20 protein-coding genes are annotated in these 20,033 nt (G+C 72.9%); 12 read left to right on the top strand and 8 right to left on the bottom strand.

Features of this window, described 5'->3' with window-relative positions; translation table 11 throughout:
• Nucleotides 1–3: 3 nt before the first annotated feature.
• The 3 genes from ACQEVM_RS01125 (at nt 4) to ACQEVM_RS01115 (ending at nt 3,340) form a co-directional block, all read left to right on the top strand.
• The gene (locus tag ACQEVM_RS01125; RefSeq protein ID WP_433073615.1) at nt 4–984 is read left to right on the top strand and encodes an alpha-ketoacid dehydrogenase subunit beta; all 981 of its coding nucleotides are present in this window, start codon (nt 4–6) and stop codon (nt 982–984) included.
• Nucleotides 985–994: 10 nt separating this feature from the next.
• Nucleotides 995–2,467 (top strand): dihydrolipoamide acetyltransferase family protein, encoded by a 1,473-nt coding sequence (locus ACQEVM_RS01120; RefSeq protein WP_433073612.1) that lies wholly within the window; start codon nt 995–997, stop codon nt 2,465–2,467.
• A 117-nt stretch (nt 2,468–2,584) separates the two neighbouring features.
• Entirely contained in the window at nt 2,585–3,340 is a 756-nt protein-coding gene (locus tag ACQEVM_RS01115) for a hypothetical protein (RefSeq protein ID WP_433073609.1), read from the top strand.
• Between the two features lie 14 nt (nt 3,341–3,354).
• Here ACQEVM_RS01115 and ACQEVM_RS01110 read toward each other — a convergent pair whose 3' ends face one another.
• Both ACQEVM_RS01110 and ACQEVM_RS01105 read right to left on the bottom strand, forming a co-directional pair.
• Nucleotides 3,355–3,774 carry a PPOX class F420-dependent oxidoreductase gene (locus tag ACQEVM_RS01110; RefSeq protein WP_433073606.1) on the bottom strand — a complete coding sequence of 140 codons (420 nt, stop codon included), beginning with the start codon at nt 3,772–3,774 and terminating at the stop codon, nt 3,355–3,357.
• Between the two features lie 76 nt (nt 3,775–3,850).
• Nucleotides 3,851–5,077 (bottom strand): DUF1266 domain-containing protein, encoded by a 1,227-nt coding sequence (locus tag ACQEVM_RS01105; RefSeq protein ID WP_433073603.1) that lies wholly within the window; start codon nt 5,075–5,077, stop codon nt 3,851–3,853.
• Between the two features lie 169 nt (nt 5,078–5,246).
• Here ACQEVM_RS01105 and ACQEVM_RS01100 point away from each other — a divergent pair, with 169 nt between their 5' ends.
• Both ACQEVM_RS01100 and ACQEVM_RS01095 read left to right on the top strand, forming a co-directional pair.
• Nucleotides 5,247–7,136: a C1 family peptidase gene (locus ACQEVM_RS01100; RefSeq protein ID WP_433073600.1), complete on the top strand. Its 1,890-nt coding sequence runs from the start codon at nt 5,247–5,249 to the stop codon at nt 7,134–7,136.
• A gap of 14 nt (nt 7,137–7,150) precedes the next feature.
• Nucleotides 7,151–7,495 (top strand): protease inhibitor I42 family protein, encoded by a 345-nt coding sequence (locus ACQEVM_RS01095; RefSeq protein WP_433073597.1) that lies wholly within the window; start codon nt 7,151–7,153, stop codon nt 7,493–7,495.
• On the opposite strand, the gene ACQEVM_RS01090 is transcribed toward ACQEVM_RS01095, so the two are convergent.
• Nucleotides 7,452–8,657, bottom strand: a complete 1,206-nt coding sequence (locus ACQEVM_RS01090; protein ID WP_433073594.1) for a DUF418 domain-containing protein — start codon at nt 8,655–8,657, stop codon at nt 7,452–7,454. The two genes, ACQEVM_RS01095 and ACQEVM_RS01090, sit on opposite strands and share 44 nt — an antisense overlap.
• 207 nt (nt 8,658–8,864) lie before the next feature.
• On the opposite strand from ACQEVM_RS01090, the gene ACQEVM_RS01085 reads away from it, so the two are divergent.
• Complete coding sequence (locus ACQEVM_RS01085) at nt 8,865–9,515, top strand: GntR family transcriptional regulator (protein ID WP_433073591.1); 651 nt, start codon at nt 8,865–8,867, stop codon at nt 9,513–9,515.
• Complete coding sequence (locus tag ACQEVM_RS01080) at nt 9,512–10,894, top strand: MFS transporter (protein ID WP_433073588.1); 1,383 nt, start codon at nt 9,512–9,514, stop codon at nt 10,892–10,894. The genes ACQEVM_RS01085 and ACQEVM_RS01080 overlap by 4 nt, the downstream gene beginning before the upstream one ends.
• A gap of 44 nt (nt 10,895–10,938) precedes the next feature.
• Here the strand turns inward: ACQEVM_RS01080 and ACQEVM_RS01075 are convergent, their stop codons facing one another.
• On the bottom strand, nt 10,939–11,763 hold the full coding sequence (locus ACQEVM_RS01075; RefSeq protein ID WP_433073585.1) for a maleylpyruvate isomerase family mycothiol-dependent enzyme: 825 nt from the start codon (nt 11,761–11,763) through the stop codon (nt 10,939–10,941).
• Between the two features lie 137 nt (nt 11,764–11,900).
• On the opposite strand from ACQEVM_RS01075, the gene ACQEVM_RS01070 reads away from it, so the two are divergent.
• Both ACQEVM_RS01070 and ACQEVM_RS01065 read left to right on the top strand, forming a co-directional pair.
• Nucleotides 11,901–12,680, top strand: coding sequence for a carbon-nitrogen family hydrolase (locus ACQEVM_RS01070; protein ID WP_433073582.1), 780 nt, complete (start codon nt 11,901–11,903; stop codon nt 12,678–12,680).
• A gap of 51 nt (nt 12,681–12,731) precedes the next feature.
• On the top strand, nt 12,732–13,136 hold the full coding sequence (locus ACQEVM_RS01065) for a hypothetical protein (RefSeq protein WP_433073579.1): 405 nt from the start codon (nt 12,732–12,734) through the stop codon (nt 13,134–13,136).
• Nucleotides 13,137–13,184: 48 nt separating this feature from the next.
• Here ACQEVM_RS01065 and ACQEVM_RS01060 read toward each other — a convergent pair whose 3' ends face one another.
• Entirely contained in the window at nt 13,185–13,682 is a 498-nt protein-coding gene (locus tag ACQEVM_RS01060; RefSeq protein ID WP_433073576.1) for an LURP-one-related/scramblase family protein, read from the bottom strand.
• A 32-nt stretch (nt 13,683–13,714) separates the two neighbouring features.
• Between ACQEVM_RS01060 and ACQEVM_RS01055 the strand changes: the two genes are divergently transcribed.
• Together ACQEVM_RS01055 and ACQEVM_RS01050 are read left to right on the top strand one after the other, a co-directional pair.
• On the top strand, nt 13,715–14,527 hold the full coding sequence (locus tag ACQEVM_RS01055; protein WP_433073573.1) for a hypothetical protein: 813 nt from the start codon (nt 13,715–13,717) through the stop codon (nt 14,525–14,527).
• Nucleotides 14,528–14,567: 40 nt separating this feature from the next.
• Nucleotides 14,568–15,095 carry a DUF4240 domain-containing protein gene (locus ACQEVM_RS01050; RefSeq protein WP_433073570.1) on the top strand — a complete coding sequence of 176 codons (528 nt, stop codon included), beginning with the start codon at nt 14,568–14,570 and terminating at the stop codon, nt 15,093–15,095.
• Between the two features lie 60 nt (nt 15,096–15,155).
• On the opposite strand, the gene ACQEVM_RS01045 is transcribed toward ACQEVM_RS01050, so the two are convergent.
• Nucleotides 15,156–15,710, bottom strand: coding sequence for a Uma2 family endonuclease (locus ACQEVM_RS01045; RefSeq protein WP_433073567.1), 555 nt, complete (start codon nt 15,708–15,710; stop codon nt 15,156–15,158).
• 142 nt (nt 15,711–15,852) lie between these two features.
• On the opposite strand from ACQEVM_RS01045, the gene ACQEVM_RS01040 reads away from it, so the two are divergent.
• Nucleotides 15,853–17,685: an NHL domain-containing thioredoxin family protein gene (locus ACQEVM_RS01040; protein ID WP_433073564.1), complete on the top strand. Its 1,833-nt coding sequence runs from the start codon at nt 15,853–15,855 to the stop codon at nt 17,683–17,685.
• Between the two features lie 28 nt (nt 17,686–17,713).
• Here the strand turns inward: ACQEVM_RS01040 and ACQEVM_RS01035 are convergent, their stop codons facing one another.
• On the bottom strand, nt 17,714–18,565 hold the full coding sequence (locus ACQEVM_RS01035) for an alpha/beta fold hydrolase (protein ID WP_433073561.1): 852 nt from the start codon (nt 18,563–18,565) through the stop codon (nt 17,714–17,716).
• Between the two features lie 117 nt (nt 18,566–18,682).
• The gene (locus ACQEVM_RS01030; RefSeq protein ID WP_433073558.1) at nt 18,683–19,978 is read right to left on the bottom strand and encodes a M18 family aminopeptidase; all 1,296 of its coding nucleotides are present in this window, start codon (nt 19,976–19,978) and stop codon (nt 18,683–18,685) included.
• Nucleotides 19,979–20,033: the final 55 nt, after the last annotated feature.

Below are 20,033 nucleotides of genomic sequence, written 5' to 3'. Positions count from 1 at the left end.
GCCATGGCCGTTCAGAAGCTGACCATCGCGAAGGCGCTCAACGATTCGCTGCGCAAGGCCCTGGAGACGGACCCCAAGGTCCTGATCATGGGTGAGGACGTCGGCAAGCTCGGCGGCGTCTTCCGCATCACCGACGGACTCCAGAAGGACTTCGGCGAGGAGCGGGTCATCGACACCCCGCTCGCCGAGTCGGGCATCGTCGGCACCGCGATCGGCCTGGCCCTGCGCGGCTACCGACCGGTCGTCGAGATCCAGTTCGACGGGTTCGTCTTCCCGGCGTACGACCAGATCGTGACGCAGCTCGCGAAGATGCACGCGCGGTCGCTCGGCACGATCAAGATGCCGGTCGTCATCCGCATCCCGTACGCGGGCGGCATCGGCGCGGTCGAGCACCACAGCGAGTCCCCGGAGACGCTGTTCGCGCACGTCCCCGGCCTGAAGGTGGTCTCGCCCTCGAACGCGAGCGACGCCTACTGGATGCTCCAGCAGGCCATCCTCAGCGACGACCCGGTGATCTTCTTCGAGCCGAAGCGGCGCTACTGGGACAAGGGCGAGGTCGACGTCGAGGCCATCCCGGACGCCCTGCACGGGTCCCGGGTGGCGCGCGAGGGCACGGACCTCACCCTGGCGGCCTACGGCCCCATGGTGAAGGTCTGCCTGGAGGCGGCGGCCGCCGCGGCCGAGGAGGGCAAGTCGGTCGAGGTCGTGGACCTGCGCTCGATGTCCCCGATCGACTTCGACGGACTGCAGGCCTCGGTGGAGCGGACCCGCCGGCTCGTGGTCGTCCACGAGGCGCCGGTGTTCCTCGGCGTGGGCTCGGAGATCGCCGCCCGCATCACGGAGCGGTGCTTCTACCACCTGGAGGCGCCGGTGCTGCGCGTGGGCGGATTCCACGCCCCTTACCCGCCGGCCCGCCTGGAGGACGAGTACCTGCCGGGCCTGGACAGGGTGCTCGACGCCGTCGACCGCTCGCTGGCGTACTGAGGAGAGCCCTGTGACGATCCGTGAATTCAAGCTGCCCGACGTGGGCGAGGGCCTCACCGAGGCCGAGATCCTCAAGTGGTACGTCCAGCCGGGTGACACCGTCACCGACGGTCAGGTCGTCTGCGAGGTCGAGACGGCGAAGGCGGCCGTCGAGCTGCCGATCCCGTTCGACGGCGTGGTCCACGCCCTCCTCTTCGAGGAAGGCGTCACGGTCGACGTCGGCGCGGTGATCATCTCGGTGCGGACCGGTCCGGCGGAGGAGGCCCCCGAGGCCGCCGCCCCGGCGGCCGTCGTGGCCCCGGCCGCCGCCCCGGCGGCGGAGCCCGTCGCCGAGGTCCGTCAGCCGGTCCTGGTCGGCTACGGCGTGTCCACGGCCTCCACCAAGCGCCGCCCCCGCAAGGGCGCCGCCGAGGCGGGCGCCGCCCCGGCCGCCTCCGTGGCCGCGCGCAACGGCTCGGCCGTCGCGCCGGCGGCCGTGCCGGCCGTCGTACCGGCCCCCGTGGTTCCCGCGCAGAACGGCTCGGCGACCGCCGCGCCGGTCGCCGGTTCCGAGCGCCCGCTGGCGAAGCCCCCGGTGCGCAAGCTCGCCAAGGACCTCGGCATCGACCTGGCCCTGGTGATCCCCACCGGCGACGGCGGGGTCGTGACCCGGGAGGACGTCCACGCGGCGGCCGCCGCGGCGATCACCCCGCAGACCGCGCAGGTCCAGGCGCCGGCCGTCGTCCAGGCCCCCGCCCCGGTGGTGGCCGAGGCGGTCGTCCGGGCCCCGGTCGACACGGCCGCGCGCGAGACCCGGATCCCGGTCAAGGGCGTCCGCAAGGTCACCGCCCAGGCCATGGTCGGCTCCGCCTTCACCGCGCCGCACGTCACCGAGTTCATCACCTTCGACGTGACCCGGACGATGAAGCTGGTCCAGGAGCTCAAGGACGACCCGGACCTCGCCGGTCTGCGGATCAACCCGCTGCTCCTGATCGCCAGGGCCGTTCTCGTCGCGATCCGCCGCAACCCGGACGTCAACGCGTCCTGGGACGAGGCGGCCCAGGAGATCGTGCTCAAGCACTACGTCAACCTGGGCATCGCGGCGGCCACTCCGCGCGGTCTGATCGTCCCGAACATCAAGGACGCCCACACCAAGTCGCTGCGCGAGCTGTCCGAGGCCCTGTCGGCCCTGGTCGGCACGGCCCGGGACGGCAAGACGTCCCCGGCGGACATGCAGAACGGCACGCTCACCCTCACCAACGTCGGCGTCTTCGGCGTCGACACCGGTACGCCCATCCTGAACCCCGGCGAGTCCGCGATCCTCGCCATCGGCGCGATCAAGCTCCAGCCGTGGGTCCACAAGGGCAAGGTCAAGCCGCGCCACGTCACCACCCTGGCGCTGTCGTTCGACCACCGTCTCATCGACGGCGAACTCGGTTCCCGCTTCCTGGCCGACATCGCGGCGGTCCTGGAACACCCCCGCCGACTCCTCACCTGGTCGTAGCGGTCGCGGCACCGTCGTACGCGCCGATGGCCGGGTCTCCCTCGCGGGAGCCCGGCCATCGGCCGTCGCGGGCCCGCCCCGCCACCGGGTAGCCTCCCGCCGGGGAAAGGGGGCCGGGTGCCCATCGCCGAACTGCAGGTGTACTCCGTCGAGCGGGCCGACGTGACCGGCGGGGTGTGTGTCGTCCGCTGTATCGGCGGGGTCGCGCGCGCCGGGCAGGTCTACGCCGTCGGGGACCTGCGGCTCGGACTGCGGCGGATAGAGCGGTACGGGCGGACCGTCGGCTCCTTCGACGCCGGGCACGTGGCGCGGGTCCACCTCACCGGGGCGGTGGTCGGGCTGCTCGGCCGCGGGCAGGTGCTGACGTACGTACCGCCGGACGGCCATTCGCTGGACGAGCTGGAGGCCTGGCTGGCCACCGATCCACCCCTGCTCGACGAACCCCACCCCGAGACCCTGCGCGCAATCGCCGTCGCCCGCATGCACGACCGGGCGCTGCCCGACACGGCGCGGATGCGGTGGGGGAGGGTGGCGCTCGCCGCGATCCTGCGGGCGGGGCGGCCCGACGACATGACGCGCGGGGCCGAGACGGCGGCCGTACGGGGCTACCTGATCCGGGAGTTCGGGCCCGATCGCGGCGGTGACCCGGCGGCCCTGTGCCGGGACGTGCTCGCGCTGATCGACCTGACCCCGGCGCGGGCGGCGGCCGAGGCGCGGGACTGGCGGGACCTGCCGCGCGAGCGCATCCTGCACCTGCGGCGGATCAAGAACCTGGTGCCCTGGGCGACCCTGGTCCGCGACCACCTGGCGGCCGACGACCCCCTCGCGGAGATCGTCGACGCCTGGACGGCGGTCCGGGTCCTGCTGCCCTGAGGGTGGTCGAACGGCTAGCCGGCGGCCTTGGCGGCGTTGCCGAGCACCTTCGTCGGGGTGATGCGCAGGACCACCCGCACCTGCTCGGCGGGGGCCTCCACGTATTCCTTGCCGCCGCCCGGGCCCAGGTACTCCTCGGCGATCCGTTGCGCCACGGCCCGACCGGTGTCCTCGGTCACCGAGGCGGTGCCGCGGATCTCGGCGTACAGGAAGGGGTTCGCGAGGTCGAAGACGGTCAGGCCGACCCGCTCGTCGCGGACGAGGTTGCGTTCCTTGCGTCGGCCCCGCTCGGTGGAGACCAACAGCTCGTCGCCTTCGCGGGACACCCAGACAACAGAACTCTGCGGTCCGCCATCGGGGTTGATGGTCGTGAGGACGGCGGGATGCGGCGCGTCCAGCAGCCCCCGCACGGTGTCGTTCAGCTCAACAGTCATGCGGGCGAGCCTAGTCGGGGGCCCCTCGCGCGCGGCTCGGTTCGCGTACGGCGACCCGACTAACCGAGGTTCCCGCTCACCCCCAGGGCAGGTTCACCCAGGGGCTGCCCGGGTCGTTGGTCAACTCCCGGTGCACGAGGACCATTTCCTCGTACCAGTGGCCGAACTCCTCCTCGTCGAACTGCATGCACCGACCGAGGACGAACCCGGCGGACAGCTCCTCCCACGAGCGGTACGCCAGCCGGCAGGCCTTCCCGGCCCGGACGACGGCCCGCTCGGTCTCCTCCAGGGTCCCGAAGCGGGCGCCGAGTCCCCAGCGGGCCATCTGGGAGGCCCGCCCGAAGTCCCACGCCTCGACGGAACGGACGTACGCGCCCCCGCCGAGCACCCCGTCGGCCCGGAAGCGCTGCTCGTAGCGGGCGATCCGCCCGATGACCCGCTGGAGGCCCGCGATCTCCCCCTCCACCTCGGCGGTGGGCCGGGGCCGTGCGACGGTCACCCCGTCGGGGGTCAGGCGCGGCTCGGCGGCCCGGTCCGCGTTGGCCCGCAGGGTGGAGGCGGTGGCGTGGCGCCAGTGCTCGATGTCCACCGGCCCGGCGAACTCCTTGGCGAGGGCGACGCGCACGCGCAGCGCGAACTCCCACACCGGGCTGACCACGTCGGCGTTCAGCAGCCGCTCGGTCATGACGAGCCACTCCTCGCGGGTGGTGACGCCCCAGGACTCCCGGAGCTTCTCCCGCTCCAGGGAGTAGCCCTGACCGTGGTAGGCGAGCGCGTTCCAGAACGTCCCGGCGCGCACCGACAGGTGTGCGCCGCAGGCCAGCCCGAAGGCGACGGGCCCCCGCAGGGGGCCGCCGAGGTGGAGGGCGTGGACCTTGTCGCGTTCGAGTCCGGTGTAGTCGCGCGGGCGCCGCTTCACATGGGACTTCCAACTCGCCGCGTGCGCGGGCGAGATCGGCAGGAACACCTCGAAGGGGGTGCCCGGGTTGACGGCCAGGTAGGGGACCGCGCCCGACGGATAGCAGTCGGCGAACCAGTCGAGGCTCGCGATGTCGAAGACCAGGTCGGGGGTGGGTACGGGCAGCATGCCCTCGGTGAAGGCGATGTAGGCGTGCGCCTGGAGCTGCGGGAACCAGATCCGTTCGGGTCGGACCTGGGTGGGATGGGCGTCGAGGAACGCGCGGGACTGCGGGACCAGGAGGCGGGCCCGCGCCAGCACGTCGAGGAGGCCCGGCCAGTTCCCTGCGGCCCTCGCCTCGTGCAACTCTCGTTCGATGACGCTCGGCGCGGTCCAGGTCCCCATGCGGAAACCCTAGGCCCTGTCGTCCGCACCCCCGCGCCCGCCTCCCGCGGCGTACGACCCCCGTGCCACCGCGCGACCTCGCGGACCCCCTTGACGCCCCCCGCCGGCAGGGAGACGCTCCCGGGTCTCGCTCGCATCCGTACGGGCGACCGCACACTGGGGGGCCGGTATGCCGCAGGAGTCTGTCGGGACGGCGGGGGAGTTGAGGGCGCGGCTCGCGGAACGGGGGGCGCGCTGGTCGGTGACCGAGCACCTGGCCGACGCGGAGCGCGTGCCGCGTGCCGCCCTGGGACTGGAGCCGGGGGCGAACCTGACGTCCGCCGGAGAGGCGGGGACCGTCGATCTGCGGGGGCTGATCGGGCGGCCCAGCGGCAACCCGCACCTCACCCGGCGCAGGGCCGCGCACGGCCTGTTGCCCGGGTCCGGGGGGTCGCCGGCGGGGGCCCGGCCGGCCGCCGTGGACTGGCGGAGCCGGTGGGGGTGGCCCTGGCTCACGAAGGTGAAGGACCAGAACCCCTGCGGGTCGTGCTGGGCCTTCGGGGCGGCCGGGCTGGTGGAGTCGATGGCCCGGATCGAGCACGACGTGTGGGCGGAGCGGTCCGAGGGGGACGTGCACGACGGATTGAAGTTCACCTGCGGGCAGGGCTCCAACCCGGAGACCGCCCTGGACTGGATCACCACCCACGGCGGGCTCGCCGACCCGGACTGCTGGCCCTACTCCACGCCCCCGCCCGGCCTGCCCGCCGAGCGGCGCGAGGCCTGGCGGGCCGAGTACACGCCCAGTTGGGACCGTTCGGGCCGCACGGTGCGGGTCACCGAGTACGTGCGCCTGGGCGACACGGAACAGCAGAAGGTGTGGCTGGACACGGTCGGCCCGTTGACGGCCTGCTTCGACGTCTACGACGACTTCTTCGGGTTGGGCGCGGGCGTCTACCACCGCACCAGCGACCGACTCGCGGGCGGGCACTGCGTGTTGATCGTCGGCTACGACGACGCGGCCGGTTGCTGGCTGTTCAAGAACTCCTGGGGGGCCGGCTATCACGTGGGCGGCTACGGCCGCATCGCCTACGGCGAGGTCGACATCGACCGCTGGGCGAAGTGCGGGCTGCGCGACACCAACATCGACCCGTGGAGCAAGCGCCGCCTGCACACGGGCAACGTGTACGAGAGCGGCAACGGGCGCGCCCACCGCAACTTCGAGCTGCTCGCGTCCACCGGCGCGGGCGCCCTGCGGCACTGGTGGCGCGAGGGCGACGCGCCCTTCGCCTGGTCCGGGGCCGCCGCCTTCGCCGGGGACGCCTCGGGCCAGCCCGCCTTCACCGGCACCACCTACAACCGGAACATGGAGTCCCTGCACGTCACCACGGGCGGCCGGCTCCGCCACTGGTACTACGAGCAGTCCGGCGGCGCCTGGCGCGACGGCGGCGCCTTCGGCCCGGGCGACGCGGCGGTCGGCTCGACGCCCGCGTTCATCCAGAGCGACTACGGCAAGCCGGGCAACTTCGAGGTGGTCGTCCGGACCGCCGACGGCCGGCTGAACCACTGGTGGCGGATCAACGGCGCGCCCTGGACCTGGAACGACGGCGGTCGCTTCGCCTCCGGCGTCGCCCACTACGGTCCGGCGCTGGTCCAGACCCGCGGCCGGCACCTCGACCTGGTCGCGGCCCGTGACGACGGCCGGATGCAGCTGTGGTGGCGCGACGACCCCAACGGCTTCGTCTGGCGCGCCGGCGAGGTCTTCGGCGCAGGGATCGTCTCCGCGCCGTGCCTGATCGAGGGCCAGTACGGGGCCGTCGACGAGGACACCGCCGGGAACTACGAGTTGTGCGTCGTCGCCGAGGGCGGCCGGGTCGAGCACTGGTGGCGCGGGAACGCCGCGGGGGCCGCCTGGACCCGCGGCGCGGTCTTCGGACACGACGCGTTGGCCGTCACCGGGATGCTCCAGGGCAGTTTCGGGTTCAACCTGGAGGTCATCGTCCTGCGCACCGACCGCCTCCTCCAGCACTACTGGCGCGACGGCGCGGGCTGGCACGAGGGGCCGGTGATCGGCCCCGCCTGAGAGGGGCCGCGCGGATGGAGGTACGGAGCATCGTGCTCGCGCCGGGCGAGACGTACGAGCTGCGGCTGACCGGGCGCGGGGCGCGCGGGTACGTGTGGACCTGGCAGGTCGGCGGCGACGCGGACGCGGTCGCGGTGACGGAACCGGACGGGCCCGGGCGGGAGCAGGCCCCACCGTTGCCGGGGGCGGCGGTGGAGCGGGTGTACCTGGTGCGGGGGATCGGCGCGGGCGGCCGGGCCCGGGTGCGGTTCGCCCAGGTCCGGCCGCCGTACCCGCAGGAGGCCCCGTACGACGAGTTCCTGCTGGAGGTGGAGGTCAGCGACCGCCCGTCCCGATCGGCCGGGGCCGGCGGGGCTTGAGGGCCCACCGTTGTACGGCTTCGAGCGGGCCCCGCTCGAAGCGGCGCAGCCACAGGGCGGAGCCGGCCGTCAGGGTGAGGGCGACGCCCGCCCACAGCCCCATCACCCACCAGGGGCCGGTGCCCGCGAGGCGCCCGGCGAGACCCAGGCCGAGGCCGTAGCAGAGCAGGACGCACAGCAGGTTCTGGGCGACGTAGCAGGACAGGGCGGTGCGGCCGACCGAGCCGAGGGCGCCGGTCACGGCGGCGGGGATCCGCAGCCGGTCCAGGGCGATGCCGATCAGCCCCGTGTAGCCGACGGCGATGAGCGGGGCGATGGCGTAGCGGCCCAGCACGAAGAACGCGTCGCCGCCGAGGACGGCGGCGATTCCCGCCGGCATGCCCAGACCCAGTCCCCAGGCTGCCATCCGGCCCCGGATCCGACGGCCGTCCGCGGTCGGGGAGAACGCGCCCGCGCGGTGCAGGCGGACGCCCAGCAGGAAGAGGAACACGAGCAGACCGAAGCTGAAGACGGGCTCGATGCGCAGTATCGCCGCGTGCTGGAGGCGGAAGGCGATCTGCTCGGCCCAGGTGCCGTCGGCGTACAGCGCCACCGCGTCCGGGTCGGGCCCGGTCGGGGTGCCTTCGGGCCCGGCGACGGAGGCGACCGTCACCAGGGCCATCAGCGCCAGGTGCGTCCCGCCGGCCACCCACATCGCGCGCCGCCGCACCTTCTCGGACCGGGCGAGCAGCCAGGCGACGAGGAGCGCGGTGACGGCGTAGCCCATGAGCACGTCCCAGGCGAAGATCAGCAGGAAGTGCAGGGTCCCTTCGAGGAAGAGGAAGGCGGCCCGCCGCCCGTACCGGCCCGGCCAGGGGGCGCCCCGGCGGGACGCGGAGTCGTACTGGATGGCCAGGCCGACTCCGAACAGGATCGTCAGCAGCGACAGGAACTTGCCGTCGGCGAGGAAGCGGAAGAGCGTCTCGGCGAGGTGGGCGGGGGTGGGGTCCGCGAGGACGTCGGGGCTCCCCAGGCCGCCCTGGACGACACCCCATTCGGAGCCCGGCGAGGCGAAGATCCACACGTTGGTCATGAGCGTGCCGAGGATCGCGGCTCCGCGCAGCACGTCGAGGAGGGGGAGCCGGGTCGTCGTCACCGGTGGTGCGAGCAGGGTCTCGGACATGACTCCAGCGTCTCGGCGGACGGGGCGGCGTACGTCCTGCGGGTGAACGAAGCCGGGGTACATCCTTCGATGCAGCGACGGGGCCGTCGTCTCGTCCCCGCCCCCGCGCGGCCCCTCGCGTGCGGTCCCTCGCGTGGTGTCCGGATGTGGTGTCCGGATGCTGGACGCGGAAGGTCGTTGCACGCTTCATGTATCTATCCTGTGCGCATGCCATCCGCCGCCACCGCCGTGACCGCCGCCGACCGCGTCTACCGCCACGTCAAACAGGGCGTCCTGGACCGCCGATTCGAAGGCGGCGTCCTGCTCACCGAGGGCGAGGTCGCCGAGGCCGTCGGCGTGTCCCGCACACCGGTGCGCGAGGCGCTGCTGCGGCTGGAGACCGAGGGGCTGCTGAAGCTGTACCCGAAGAAGGGCGCGCTGGTCCTGCCGGTCTCCGTACAGGAGATCGCGGACGTCATGGAAACCCGGCTGCTGGTCGAGGAGTTCACCGCCCGCAAGGCCGTGCCCGCCCCGCCCGCCCTGCTGGACCGGCTCGCCGCGCTCATCGAGGAGCAGCGCCGGCACGCCGCCGAGGGCGACCTGGTCGCGCTGATGGCCGCGGACCGGGGCTTCCACGCCGAGATCGTGCGCCACGCCGGCAACCGGATCCTGTGCCGGCTCTACGACCAGCTCCGTGACCGACAACTCCGCATGGGCGTGGCCCTGTTGCACTCCCATCCCGAACGGGTGGAGCGCACGCTCGTCGAACACGCCGAGATCCTGGACGCGTTGCGCTCCGGGGACGCGGACACGACCGCCGCCGCCGTACGGGCGCACGTGGGCCGCGTCGAGGCGTTGGTGCGGGGGGACGCGCGATGAGCGCCCCCGTGCCCGCCCCGCGGACCGCCGCCCCGCCCTTCGATCCCCCCGGCGGGCGGAAGGCCGTGGCCGTCTGGTCGATCGGCGTCGCCGTCTACTTCGTCGCGGTCATCTTCCGTACCAGCCTGGGCGTCGCCGGCCTCGAAGCCGCGGACCGCTTCCACGTCAACGCGTCGGCGCTCTCGACCTTCTCGCTGCTCCAACTGCTGGTGTACGCGGGCATGCAGATACCCGTCGGCCTGATGGTGGACCGGCTCGGCACCAAGAAGGTGCTGACGCTCGGCGCGGTGCTGTTCACCGCCGGACAGATCGGCTTCGCCCTGTCCCCCTCCTACGGGACGGCGTTGGCCGCGCGGGCCCTGCTCGGCTGCGGTGACGCCATGACGTTCATCTCCGTGCTGCGGCTCGGGACCCGCTGGTTCCCGGTTCGGCGCGCGCCCCTCATGGCGCAACTGGCCGGGCTGGTCGGCATGGCCGGCAACCTGGTCTCCACGCTGGTGCTCGCGCCCGTGCTGCACGGCGTCGGCTGGGTGCCCGCCTTCGCGGGCAGCGCGGTGGCCGGACTGATCGTGCTGGTCCCGCTGACGCTGTTCCTGCGGGACCAACCCGACGGCCACGCGCCCACCCCGGCGACCGTCACCGGGACGCCGGTCGCGGGCGGGTTCGTACGCCGTCAGATCGCCGCGTCCTGGCGGGAGCCCGGCACCCGGCTCGGGCTGTGGGTGCACTTCACCACCCAGTTCCCGGCGATGGTGTTCCTGCTGCTGTGGGGCATGCCGTTCCTGGTGGAGGCGCAGGGGCTGTCACGGACCACCGCGGGCGGGCTGCTCACCCTCGTCGTCGCCGCGAACATGGGCTTCGGGCTGGTCTACGGCCGGCTCGTCGGATGGCGCCAGTCCGCGCGGATCCCGCTGGCGCTGGGCACGGTGGCGGTGACGGCCCTGCTGTGGGCGTCGGTCCTGGCGTACCCGGGCGACCGGGCCCCCATGTGGCTGCTGGTCGTCCTGTGCGTGGTGCTCGGCACCTGCGGACCGGCCTCGATGATCGGCTTCGACTTCGCCCGTCCGGCGAACCCGGCCGAACGGCAGGGAACGGCCTCCGGGATCACCAACATGGGCGGCTTCCTCGCCTCGATGACCACCTTGCTCGCGGTCGGCGTCCTGCTCGACGCCACCGGCGACAACTACCGGATCGCCTTCTCGTCGGTGTTCTTCCTGGAGGTGCTGGGCATCACCCAGATCCTCCGGCTGCGAGGCGGGGCGCTGACCCGCGAACGGGAACGAGCCCAGGAGCGTCGGCCCGTCGTCGCGGCGCCTTCCGGCGAGCCCGACCCGTCACGCCCCTCGGGTCCCGTCGCCCCGGCGTCCGCGTCGGCGTGAACCGGACGAGGGCCACGGGGCCACCGGATCAAAGGATCACGGGGTCACGGGGTCACGGGGAAGTGCGCCAGGATGGCCTCCGCCAGGTCGGGGTCGCCCTCGACCTTCACCCGGTCGGCGACCGCGCGCGGCCGTACCCGGCCCCCCGCGAGGCGGACGTACGTCTCCCAGTCCATCGTCAGCGTCACGGCCGGCCCCAGCGACGGCGACTTGTCCAGGGTCCCCTGCCCCGCCGCGTCCACCCGTACCGTCCGCATGAACTCCAGCACGCCGTGCACGTCCAGCACCACGGCGGAGTTCGCGGGCGCCCCCGCGTCCTTCGCCACCACCTTCGGCAGCCCGGCCAGCAGCATGTCCCGTGCCACGTACGCGCCCGGCGAGTCCCAGTTGCCCGGCGCGCCCAACGCCGCCCGCAGGTCCTGCTCGTGCATCCACACGTCGAACGCCCGCAGCCGCAACGCCTGCTCCAGCGTCACCTGCTCGCCCAGCGGCCCGCGCACCATCGTGGCCGGGTCCCGCTTCTCGTTGCGCAGCTGCCGCGCCCGACGGATGACGGTGTACTCCAGCTCCGAGGTCATCTCCGGCGCGGTGTGGTGGCGCCGTACGTCAACCTGCACCTCCATGTACCGGGTGAACTCGTCCACCACGTGCCGCAGATCCCGCGGCAGCGTGTGGATCGGCCGGGGGTCGCCGAGCTGCTCGCACTCGATGCCGATGACGTGTGACACCACGTCACGGACGGACCAGCCGGGGCACGGGGTCGCCCGGTTCCACTCCCCCTCGGGCAGGGGAAGGACCAGCTCGGATATCGCCTCGATGGAGTGGGTCCACGCGTCGGCGTAGGGCTGAAGGCTGGGATGGACGGTCAACGGGACCCCTCGCGTGCTGTTCAGTGGCGCGTTGTGGACTATTCCCAAAAGTACGCTGCCGGTGAGCACCCCGGCAGTGCTTTCGTGTGACGATCGTAGGCCCGAGTTGAGGGCTACAAGTCCAGGACGGTGGTAGTGTGCGCGCCTCATTGATCCAAATCGCGGTGAACGACGGGGAGTCGGTGTCCTCCCGGCGGACGCGGGTGGCCGAACTCGTACGGGAGCAGAGCGGCTCCGACCTCGTCGTGCTGCCCGAACTGTGGACGGTCGGCGCGTTCGCCTACGAGCAGTTCGAGACCGAGGCCGAGCCGATCGACGGCCCCACCTACGAGGCGATGTCCAAGGCCGCGCGCGACGCCGGGGTCTGGTTGCACGCAGGTTCGCTGGTGGAACGCGCGGGTGACGGCTCGCTCTACAACACCGCCCTGGTCATCTCCCCGGCGGGCGAGCTGGCGGCGACCTACCGCAAGATCCACCGCTTCGGCTTCGACCAGGGCGAGGCGGTGCTGATGTCCCCCGGCGACTCCCTGACCACGGTGGCCCTGCCGGAACAGACCCTCGGCGTCGCCACCTGCTACGACCTGCGCTTCCCGGAGCTGTTCCGGGGCCTGGTCGACGCCGGGGCGACGACGATGGTCGTGGTCGCCGGGTGGCCGGCCCGGCGCCGCTCCCACTGGACGCTGCTGAACCGGGCGCGGGCCGTGGAGGACCAGTCGTACGTCCTGGCCTGCGGGCTGACCGGCACCCACGCGGGCGTCGAGCAGGCCGGGCACAGCCTGGTGGTGGACCCGTGGGGCGAGGTCCTGGCAGAGGCGGGAACCGGCGAGGACGTGCTCACGGTGGAGCTGGACCCGGCGAAGGTCGCCGGGACCCGCGAACAGTTCCCCGCGCTCAAGGACCGCCGGATGGGACGCTAGGCCCTGTCAGGCGGCAGGCGTGGTTCGACACCGACAGGAAGCGGGCGTGACGTGCTGGAAACGGACGGGAACGAGAACGGGCGGGCCGGCGCCGAGGCCGCCGGGGCGGCGGCCCCGGACACGCGGGACACCGAGGCCGTGATCGAGGCGGCCCTGGAGCCCCACGACCCCTCGGCCGGGGAGGTCGCGGCGCGCGACCGGGTCCGTGCCGAGGCGGAGGGCATGGCCCACCACGAGGCCGCCGCCGCCCTGGAGACGGCCCTGAAGGCGGCGGGCGACCTGTCGCGGGCGGATGCCCCGACCCGGGCGGCGGTCGCGGAGTGGCAGCGCCTGACCGACCTCCTCCTCGACCACGGAGGCCCGTACAGCACCGGGTCGGACGCCTACGTGCAGGGACAGCTCACCGCCCGGGACAGCCACAGGCACGACCGGGTGACCGGACGGTCTTCGGGCTAGTCGTCCCGGTCGTCCGGGCGCCCGGTCGTCCCGGGCGCCCGTCCGGTCTCAGTCGTCCTCGTCCCGTTCCTTCTCGGCCATCCGGATCACACAGACCGCTACGGCGATGAGCAGCGCCGCGTCCGCGTCCTCCCGGACCACGTCGACGGCGTACGTCTCGCGGACCCGGTACCACTGGCGGGAGATCAGCGCGAGCAGTTCCCCGTCGTACTCGACCTTGAACCCGCGGTCGAGGATCCGGCCGCTGACATCGACCTCGGTGCCCTCGGCCAGCGTGACGCGGTAGTGGTTGCGCAGCAGCGACAGGCGCTTGCGCCGGATCACGGCGAGGCGCCGCTCGTCGCGCTCCAGGGTCATCGCGTCGCGGAAGGCGAACCACTTCTCCCGCAGCGTGATCAGGATGTGCCCGTCCGGGTCCTTCAGCTCCAGGGTGTCCCGCATCCGCAGGGCTTTCCCGTCGACGAGGAAGGCGTGCCGGCCCTCCTCGTCCTCGATCCGGTAGTCGTCGCCGATGGCGAGCATTTTGTCCCGTACGAGGTATTTCATGCGCTGATCCGTGCCCGCGATAGGTTGCGTGCATGCCTCTGCTCTTCGTGACCGACCTGGCGTACCCGGCGCGTGGCCGCCGCTACTGCGACGAGGACATATTCCTCACCTCCCGGCTTCGCGGGCACTTCCCGCTCGCCCTGTGCCATCCGCTCGACGCGGAGCGGCTGATGCCCGGCTTCGACGCGGTCGTGGTCCGCAACAGCGGTCCGGTCCTGCACCACCAGGCGGCGTACGACTCCTTCCGCGCCGCCGCGACGGCCGCCGGGACGCGGGTCTACAACCCGCTGACCGGCCGCGGCGACATGGCCGGCAAGCAGTACCTGCTCGACCTGACCGAGGCCGGCTTCCCGGTGATCCCCACCGTCGACGACCCGGCGCTGTTGCACCGGCTGCCGTCGGTGCCCTCGTACGCGGTGAAGCCCAAGCAGGGCGCGGACTCCATCGGGCTCACCTTCACCGCCGACCCGGGCTCGGTGACGGCGGGCGAGTTCCTGATCCAGCCGCGCGTCGACTTCGCGTACGAGGTGTCCTTCTACTTCGTCGACGACGCCTTCCAGTACGCCCTGTACGCCCCGGACCCGGCCCGCCGCTGGGAGTTGGAACGGTACGAGCCCACCGCGGCGGACCTGGACTTCGCGCGGTCCTTCATCGCGTGGAACACGCTCGCGCACGGCATCCAGCGCGTGGACGCCTGCCGCGCCCCCTCCGGGGAACTGCTGCTCGTCGAGCTGGAGGACCTGAACCCGTACCTGTCCCTGGACCTGCTCCCGGAGCCGGTCCGGGAGTCCTTCGTGACGGCCCTCGTGGCCTCGCTCAAGACCTTCACGGAAGCCGGCGACTGAAGTCGGACCGGCTGTCAGACCCGGGTGCCAGGCTCCACCCATGGACAAGCAGACCTTCTGGAAGCTGATCGAGACGGCCCGCGCGGACGCGGAGGACGACGGGGTGGCGCGGCGGGCGTCGGAGCTCCTGGCCGCGTACCCGCAGGGGCGGATAGCCACCGCCCAGCAGGTGGTGTGGGACCTGCTGGCGGAGTCCTACCGGGCGCCGCTCTGGGCCGCCGCGTACCTGATCAACGGTGGCTGCTCCGACGACGGGTTCGACTACTTCCGCGGCTGGCTGCTGACCCAGGGCGAGGCGGCCTTCACGGCGGCCCTGGCCGACCCCGACTCCCTGGCGGACCACCCGGCGGTGCGCGCGGCGGCCTCGGCCGGCGAGGAACTGTGGGACGAGGAGGCGCTCTCCATCGCCTGGACCGCGTACGGGATCGCCACGGGCCGGGAACTCCCGGCGGACTCCTTCACGATCAGCTACCCGGCCCTGGACCCGGACTGGTCCTTCGACTTCGACGACACCGCGCAGACCGCGGCCCGCCTGCCCCGCCTGAGCCTCCTGCTCGCCTCGGCGTGATGCGGACGGCGTGATGCGCGGGCGGCGTGACCCGGACGGCGGGTCGTTGCCGGCGGGGTCCTACAGCCCGGTGGTGTCGAGTTCGAGGTCGAACGGCTCCGGCAGCCGCACCGGCGTCCCGAAGGGATGGGGGCCGTCGGTCCGCGTGTAGCCGAGCCCGCCCGGCTCGGAGAAGACGGTGACGGTCTTCTCCACCCGGTCGACCAACAGGTACAGGGGCGCGCCGTACTCGGCGTACCGCCTGCGCTTGACGACGCGGTCGGTCTCCGCGTTGGACTCGGAGGTCACCTCGACGATCAGGAGCGTCTGGTCGGGGACGAGGGCGTCTCCGCCCCTGGCCAGATCTCTGGGTGCGACGGCGATGTCGGGGACGTACCAATTGGGCGATCCGGGCAGATCCAGATTGCCCGAACCGGTGACGCAGCCGAGTTCCCGGACCCGGGGTTTGATTTGATCCCGGATCTCTTCGGCGGCGTTCTCGTGGTCCCAACTCGGTGTCACTTGCGTGATGGTCCCTTCGACGATCTCCGTTCGGTCACCGCTGTGGTGACGGATCGCGTACTTCAGCGCGTGCTCGGGGTCGATGCCCCAGCCGTAGTCGTGCGCGGTGGTCATGCCGGATGCCTCCTTCGCCGTGCGGCCAGCGTGCCACGGAGGGCCCGGCCCCGTCGTCACCCGCACGGATGCTCTCGGGCGGGGCGTTCCGCCGCCGTGAGCGTGTGATCCCGCGTTCACATCAGGATGGCAAGCTTGAAGCATGAACGATGCCGCCCCGGCGCCCACCCCCGCGCCCCGCCGCCGTGCCCGAGTCCGTGCCCCCGAGCTGATCGGCAAGGGCGGCTGGCTGAACACCGGAGGCAAGGAGCTCACCCTTGCCGACCTGCGAGGACGCATCGTCGTTCTCGACTTCTGGACCTTTTGCTGTGTGAACTGCCTGCACGTGCTCGACGAGCTGCGGGAGCTGGAGGAGAAGCACCGGGACACCCTGGTGATCATCGGTGTGCACTCGCCGAAGTTCGTGCACGAGGCCGAGCACGCGGCCGTCGTCGACGCCGTCGAGCGCTACGGGGTGCACCACCCCGTGCTCGACGACCCCGAGCTGGCGACCTGGAAGCAGTACGCCGTCCGGGCCTGGCCCACGCTCGTCGTGATCGACCCCGAGGGGTACGTCGTCGCGCAGCACGCCGGCGAGGGGCACGCCCACGCCATCGAGCGGCTGGTCGAGGAGCTGGAGGCCCAGCACGAGGGCAAGGGGACCCTGCGGCGCGGTGACGGGCCGTACGTGGCGCCCGAGCCCGTGGCGAGCGACCTGCGGTTCCCCGGGAAGGCGCTCGTCCTGCCCTCGGGGAACCTCCTGGTGTCCGACTCGACGCGGCACCAGCTCGTGGAGCTGGCCCCCGACGGGGAGAGCGTCGTACGGCGCGTCGGCAGCGGCGCGCGCGGCCTCGGGCCGGATGCCTTCAACGAGCCGCAGGGCCTCGCACTGCTGCCCGACGGTCGGGTGGTCGTCGCGGACACCGTCAATCACGCGCTGCGGACCTTCGACCCGCAGAGCGGGGTCGTCGAGACCGTCGCCGGGACCGGTCGGCAGTGGTGGCAGGGTTCGCCCACCTCCGGCCCCGCCCTGGAGGTGGACCTGTCCTCGCCGTGGGACGTGGCCTGGTGGCAGGGCAAGGTGTGGATCGCGATGGCCGGCGTGCACCAGCTGTGGACCTGGGACCCGGAGTCCGGCACGGTCGAACTCGCCGCCGGCACCACCAACGAGGGGCTGGTGGACGGGCCGGCGGCCGAGGCCTGGTTCGCGCAGCCCTCCGGGCTGGCGGCCACCGAGGACCGGCTGTGGATCGCGGACTCCGAGACCAGCGCGGTGCGTTACGTCCACCGCACCGACACCGGATACGCGATCACCTCCGCCGTCGGCACCGGCCTCTTCGACTTCGGTCACCGCGACGGGCCCGCCGGGCAGGCGCTGCTCCAGCACCCGCTCGGGGTGACCGCGCTGCCCGACGGCTCGGTCGCGATCTGCGACACCTACAACCACGCCCTGCGCCGCTTCGACCCGGCGACGGGCGAGGTCACCACGCTGGCGACGGACCTGCGCGAGCCCAGCGACGCCGTGCTGGTCGGCACGGACATCGTGGTCGTCGAGTCGGCGCGGCACCGGCTGACCCGACTGCGCCTGCCGGACGAGGCGGTACGGGTGGACGCGGTCGCGCACCGCACGCAGCGGGCGGCGACCGAGGTGGCCCCCGGTCGGCTGCGCCTCGACGTGGTGTTCCGGGCGCCGAGCGGGCAGAAGCTCGACACCCGCTACGGCCCCTCGACCCGTCTGTTGGTCTCCTCGACCCCGCCGGAACTGTTGGCGGGGGGCGAGGGACCGGGCAGTGACCTGTTCCGCGAGCTGGAGTGGAACCCGGACGTCACCGAGGGCGTGCTGCACGTGTCGGCGATGGCGGCGTCCTGCGACGACGACCCGGCCAACGAGTACCCGGCCTGCCACGTCCACCAGCAGGACTGGGGCGTGCCGGTGAAGGTCACCGCCGGCGGCGCGGACCGCCTGCCGCTCGTCCTCGCCGGGATGGACGACTGAGCCCAGGCCCGGGCCCGGGGCCTCGAGGTCAGGACTTCAGCAGTACGTCGAGCAGCCGGTCCGCGAACGCGGCCGGTTGCTCGACGCAGCCGACGTGTCCGCCGGGGAACTCGGCGAGCGCGACACCGAGTCGGTGCGCCAGCGCCTCGGCCGGGCGGCGCAGGAGCAGCCCGTGCGACTCCTCGCCGGCCGCCGGGACCAGGCGGTCGGCGTGCGGGGCCAGTGCGTCGAGGTCGGGCAGGTGCCCGGTGAACTGGCGCAGTTGGTGTTCGAGGAAGAACGGCGCGTTCGCCGACATCCGCCGGAACACCTCCGGCGGCGGGGTGTGCGGGGCGGGCGCGCGGCGGTCGCCCCCGGTGCCGTCGCCCCCCGCGCGGCCTCCGGCGTCGCCGCCGCCCGTGCCCGCCGCCATCACGGCCATCGCGGCCTCGACGCCGCGCTCGCGGTGGGCCTCCACCACCGAGGCGAAGAAGCTCCGCTGCTCGGCGGCGTCCGGCAGCAGCTCCACCAGCGGCGGTTCGTGCGCCACCACCCTTCGTACCAGCGCCGGGTGACGCTGGAGCAGGTCCACCGCGACGATCGCGCCGGCGCTGATGCCGAGGACGTACGCCGGTTCATCGGTGACCGCGGCCAGCAACAGGGCGGCGTCGTCGGCCTGTTCGGCCGGGTTCTGGTCCTCGGGAGGGCCGTCGAGCGGGCTGCGCGTGGTGCCGCGCGGGTCGCAGGCCACGACCGTGAAGTGGTCGGCGAGGGTGTCGGCGAGGGGGTCCCACACGGCGGCGTCGGCGCCGCCCCCGGGCAGGAGCAGCAGGGCGGGACCGGAGCCGCGGGTTTCGTAACGGAGGGTGGCGCCGGGGACCTTGAGCGCGTGGACGTGCATGGTGCCGCAACCTTTCCTAGGGCTTCTAGGTTTCAACCTAGCCCCTCTAGGATCTTGGCGCACGGCAAAAGCCCCGCCCCGGACGGGTCCGGGACGGGGCCGTGGAACCGGGGGCGGTCAGCCCTCCAGGAACGCCACCAAGGCGTTGGCCAGCAGGAACGGGTCGTCCGCGCCGCACAGTTCACGGGCGCTGTGCATCGACAGGATCGCCACGCCGATGTCCACGGTCTGGATGCCGTGCCGGGCGGCCGTGATCGGACCGATCGTCGTGCCGCAGGGAATGGAGTTGTTGGAGACGAAGGTCTGCCACGGCACCCCGGCCCGCTCACAGGCGTCCGCGAACACCGCCCGTCCGCTGCCGTCCGTCGCGTACCGCTGGTTGACGTTCACCTTGAGGATCGGTCCGCCGTTGGCACGCGGGTGGTGCGTCGGGTCGTGCCGCTCCGCGTAGTTGGGGTGCACGGCGTGCCCGGTGTCCGAGGACAGGCAGACCGTGCCCGCGAAGGCCCGCGCCCGGTCCTCGAACGTGCCCCCGCGCGCGAAGACGGAACGCTCCATCACGTTGCCCAGGAGCGGGCCGTCCGCGCCGGTGTCCGACTGGGAGCCGCTCTCCTCGTGGTCGAACGCGGCCAGGACGGGGATGTGGTCCAGGGGCCTGTCCGAGCGCGCCGCCGCCGCCAGCGCCGCGACGCCCGCGTGGACCGACACCAGGTTGTCCATGCGCGGTCCGGCGAGCAGTTCGCGGTCGCGGCCCAGGTAGGAGGGTGCCTCGATGGAGTGGACCATCAGGTCCCAGCCCGCCACCGAGCCCTGCGGCAGGCCCTCTTCCTCCTCCAGGAACGCGATCAGATCGCCCTCCCGGACCTCGCCCAGACCCCAGATCGGCTGCATGTGCCGCTGCTTGTCCAGCTTGAGGCCGTCGACGTTCACCGACCGGTCCATGTGCACGGCCAGTTGCGGTACGCGCAGCAGCGCGCGGTCCACGTTCACCAGGCGCTCGGTTCCGTCGCGCAGCGTCAGCCGCCCGGCCAGGCCGAGGTCCCGGTCCAGCCAGGTGTTGAGCAGCGGGCCGCCGTACACCTCGACGGCGATCTGCCGCCACCCCTGGGAACTCATGTCGGGGACCGGCTTGACCCGCAGGTTGGGGGAGTCGGTGTGCGCGCCGACGATGCGGAACGGGGTGTGCGCGGCGGCACCCTCCGGCACGTACCAGGCGACGATGGCGCCGCCGCGGAGCACGAACCTGCCTCCCGAGCCCGCGTCCCAGGCGTCAGTTTCCGACACCTGCCGAAACCCTGCCTCCTCCAACCGCGCCGCGGCGTTCGCCACGACGTGGTACGGCGACGGACTCGCCGTCAGGAAGGTCTTCAGATCGTCGGTGTGGCCGCGATCGAAGCGGGTGGGAGAGCTCATGTGGTTCACCTAACGACGGTCGTGTTCGCCTTGGCCGGGCTGCGGCGGATGGCAA

Source organism: Streptomyces sp. CA-243310 (assembly GCF_050936775.1).
GTDB lineage: Bacteria > Actinomycetota > Actinomycetes > Streptomycetales > Streptomycetaceae > Streptomyces.
This window is presented reverse-complemented; position numbering and strand designations above follow the sequence as displayed.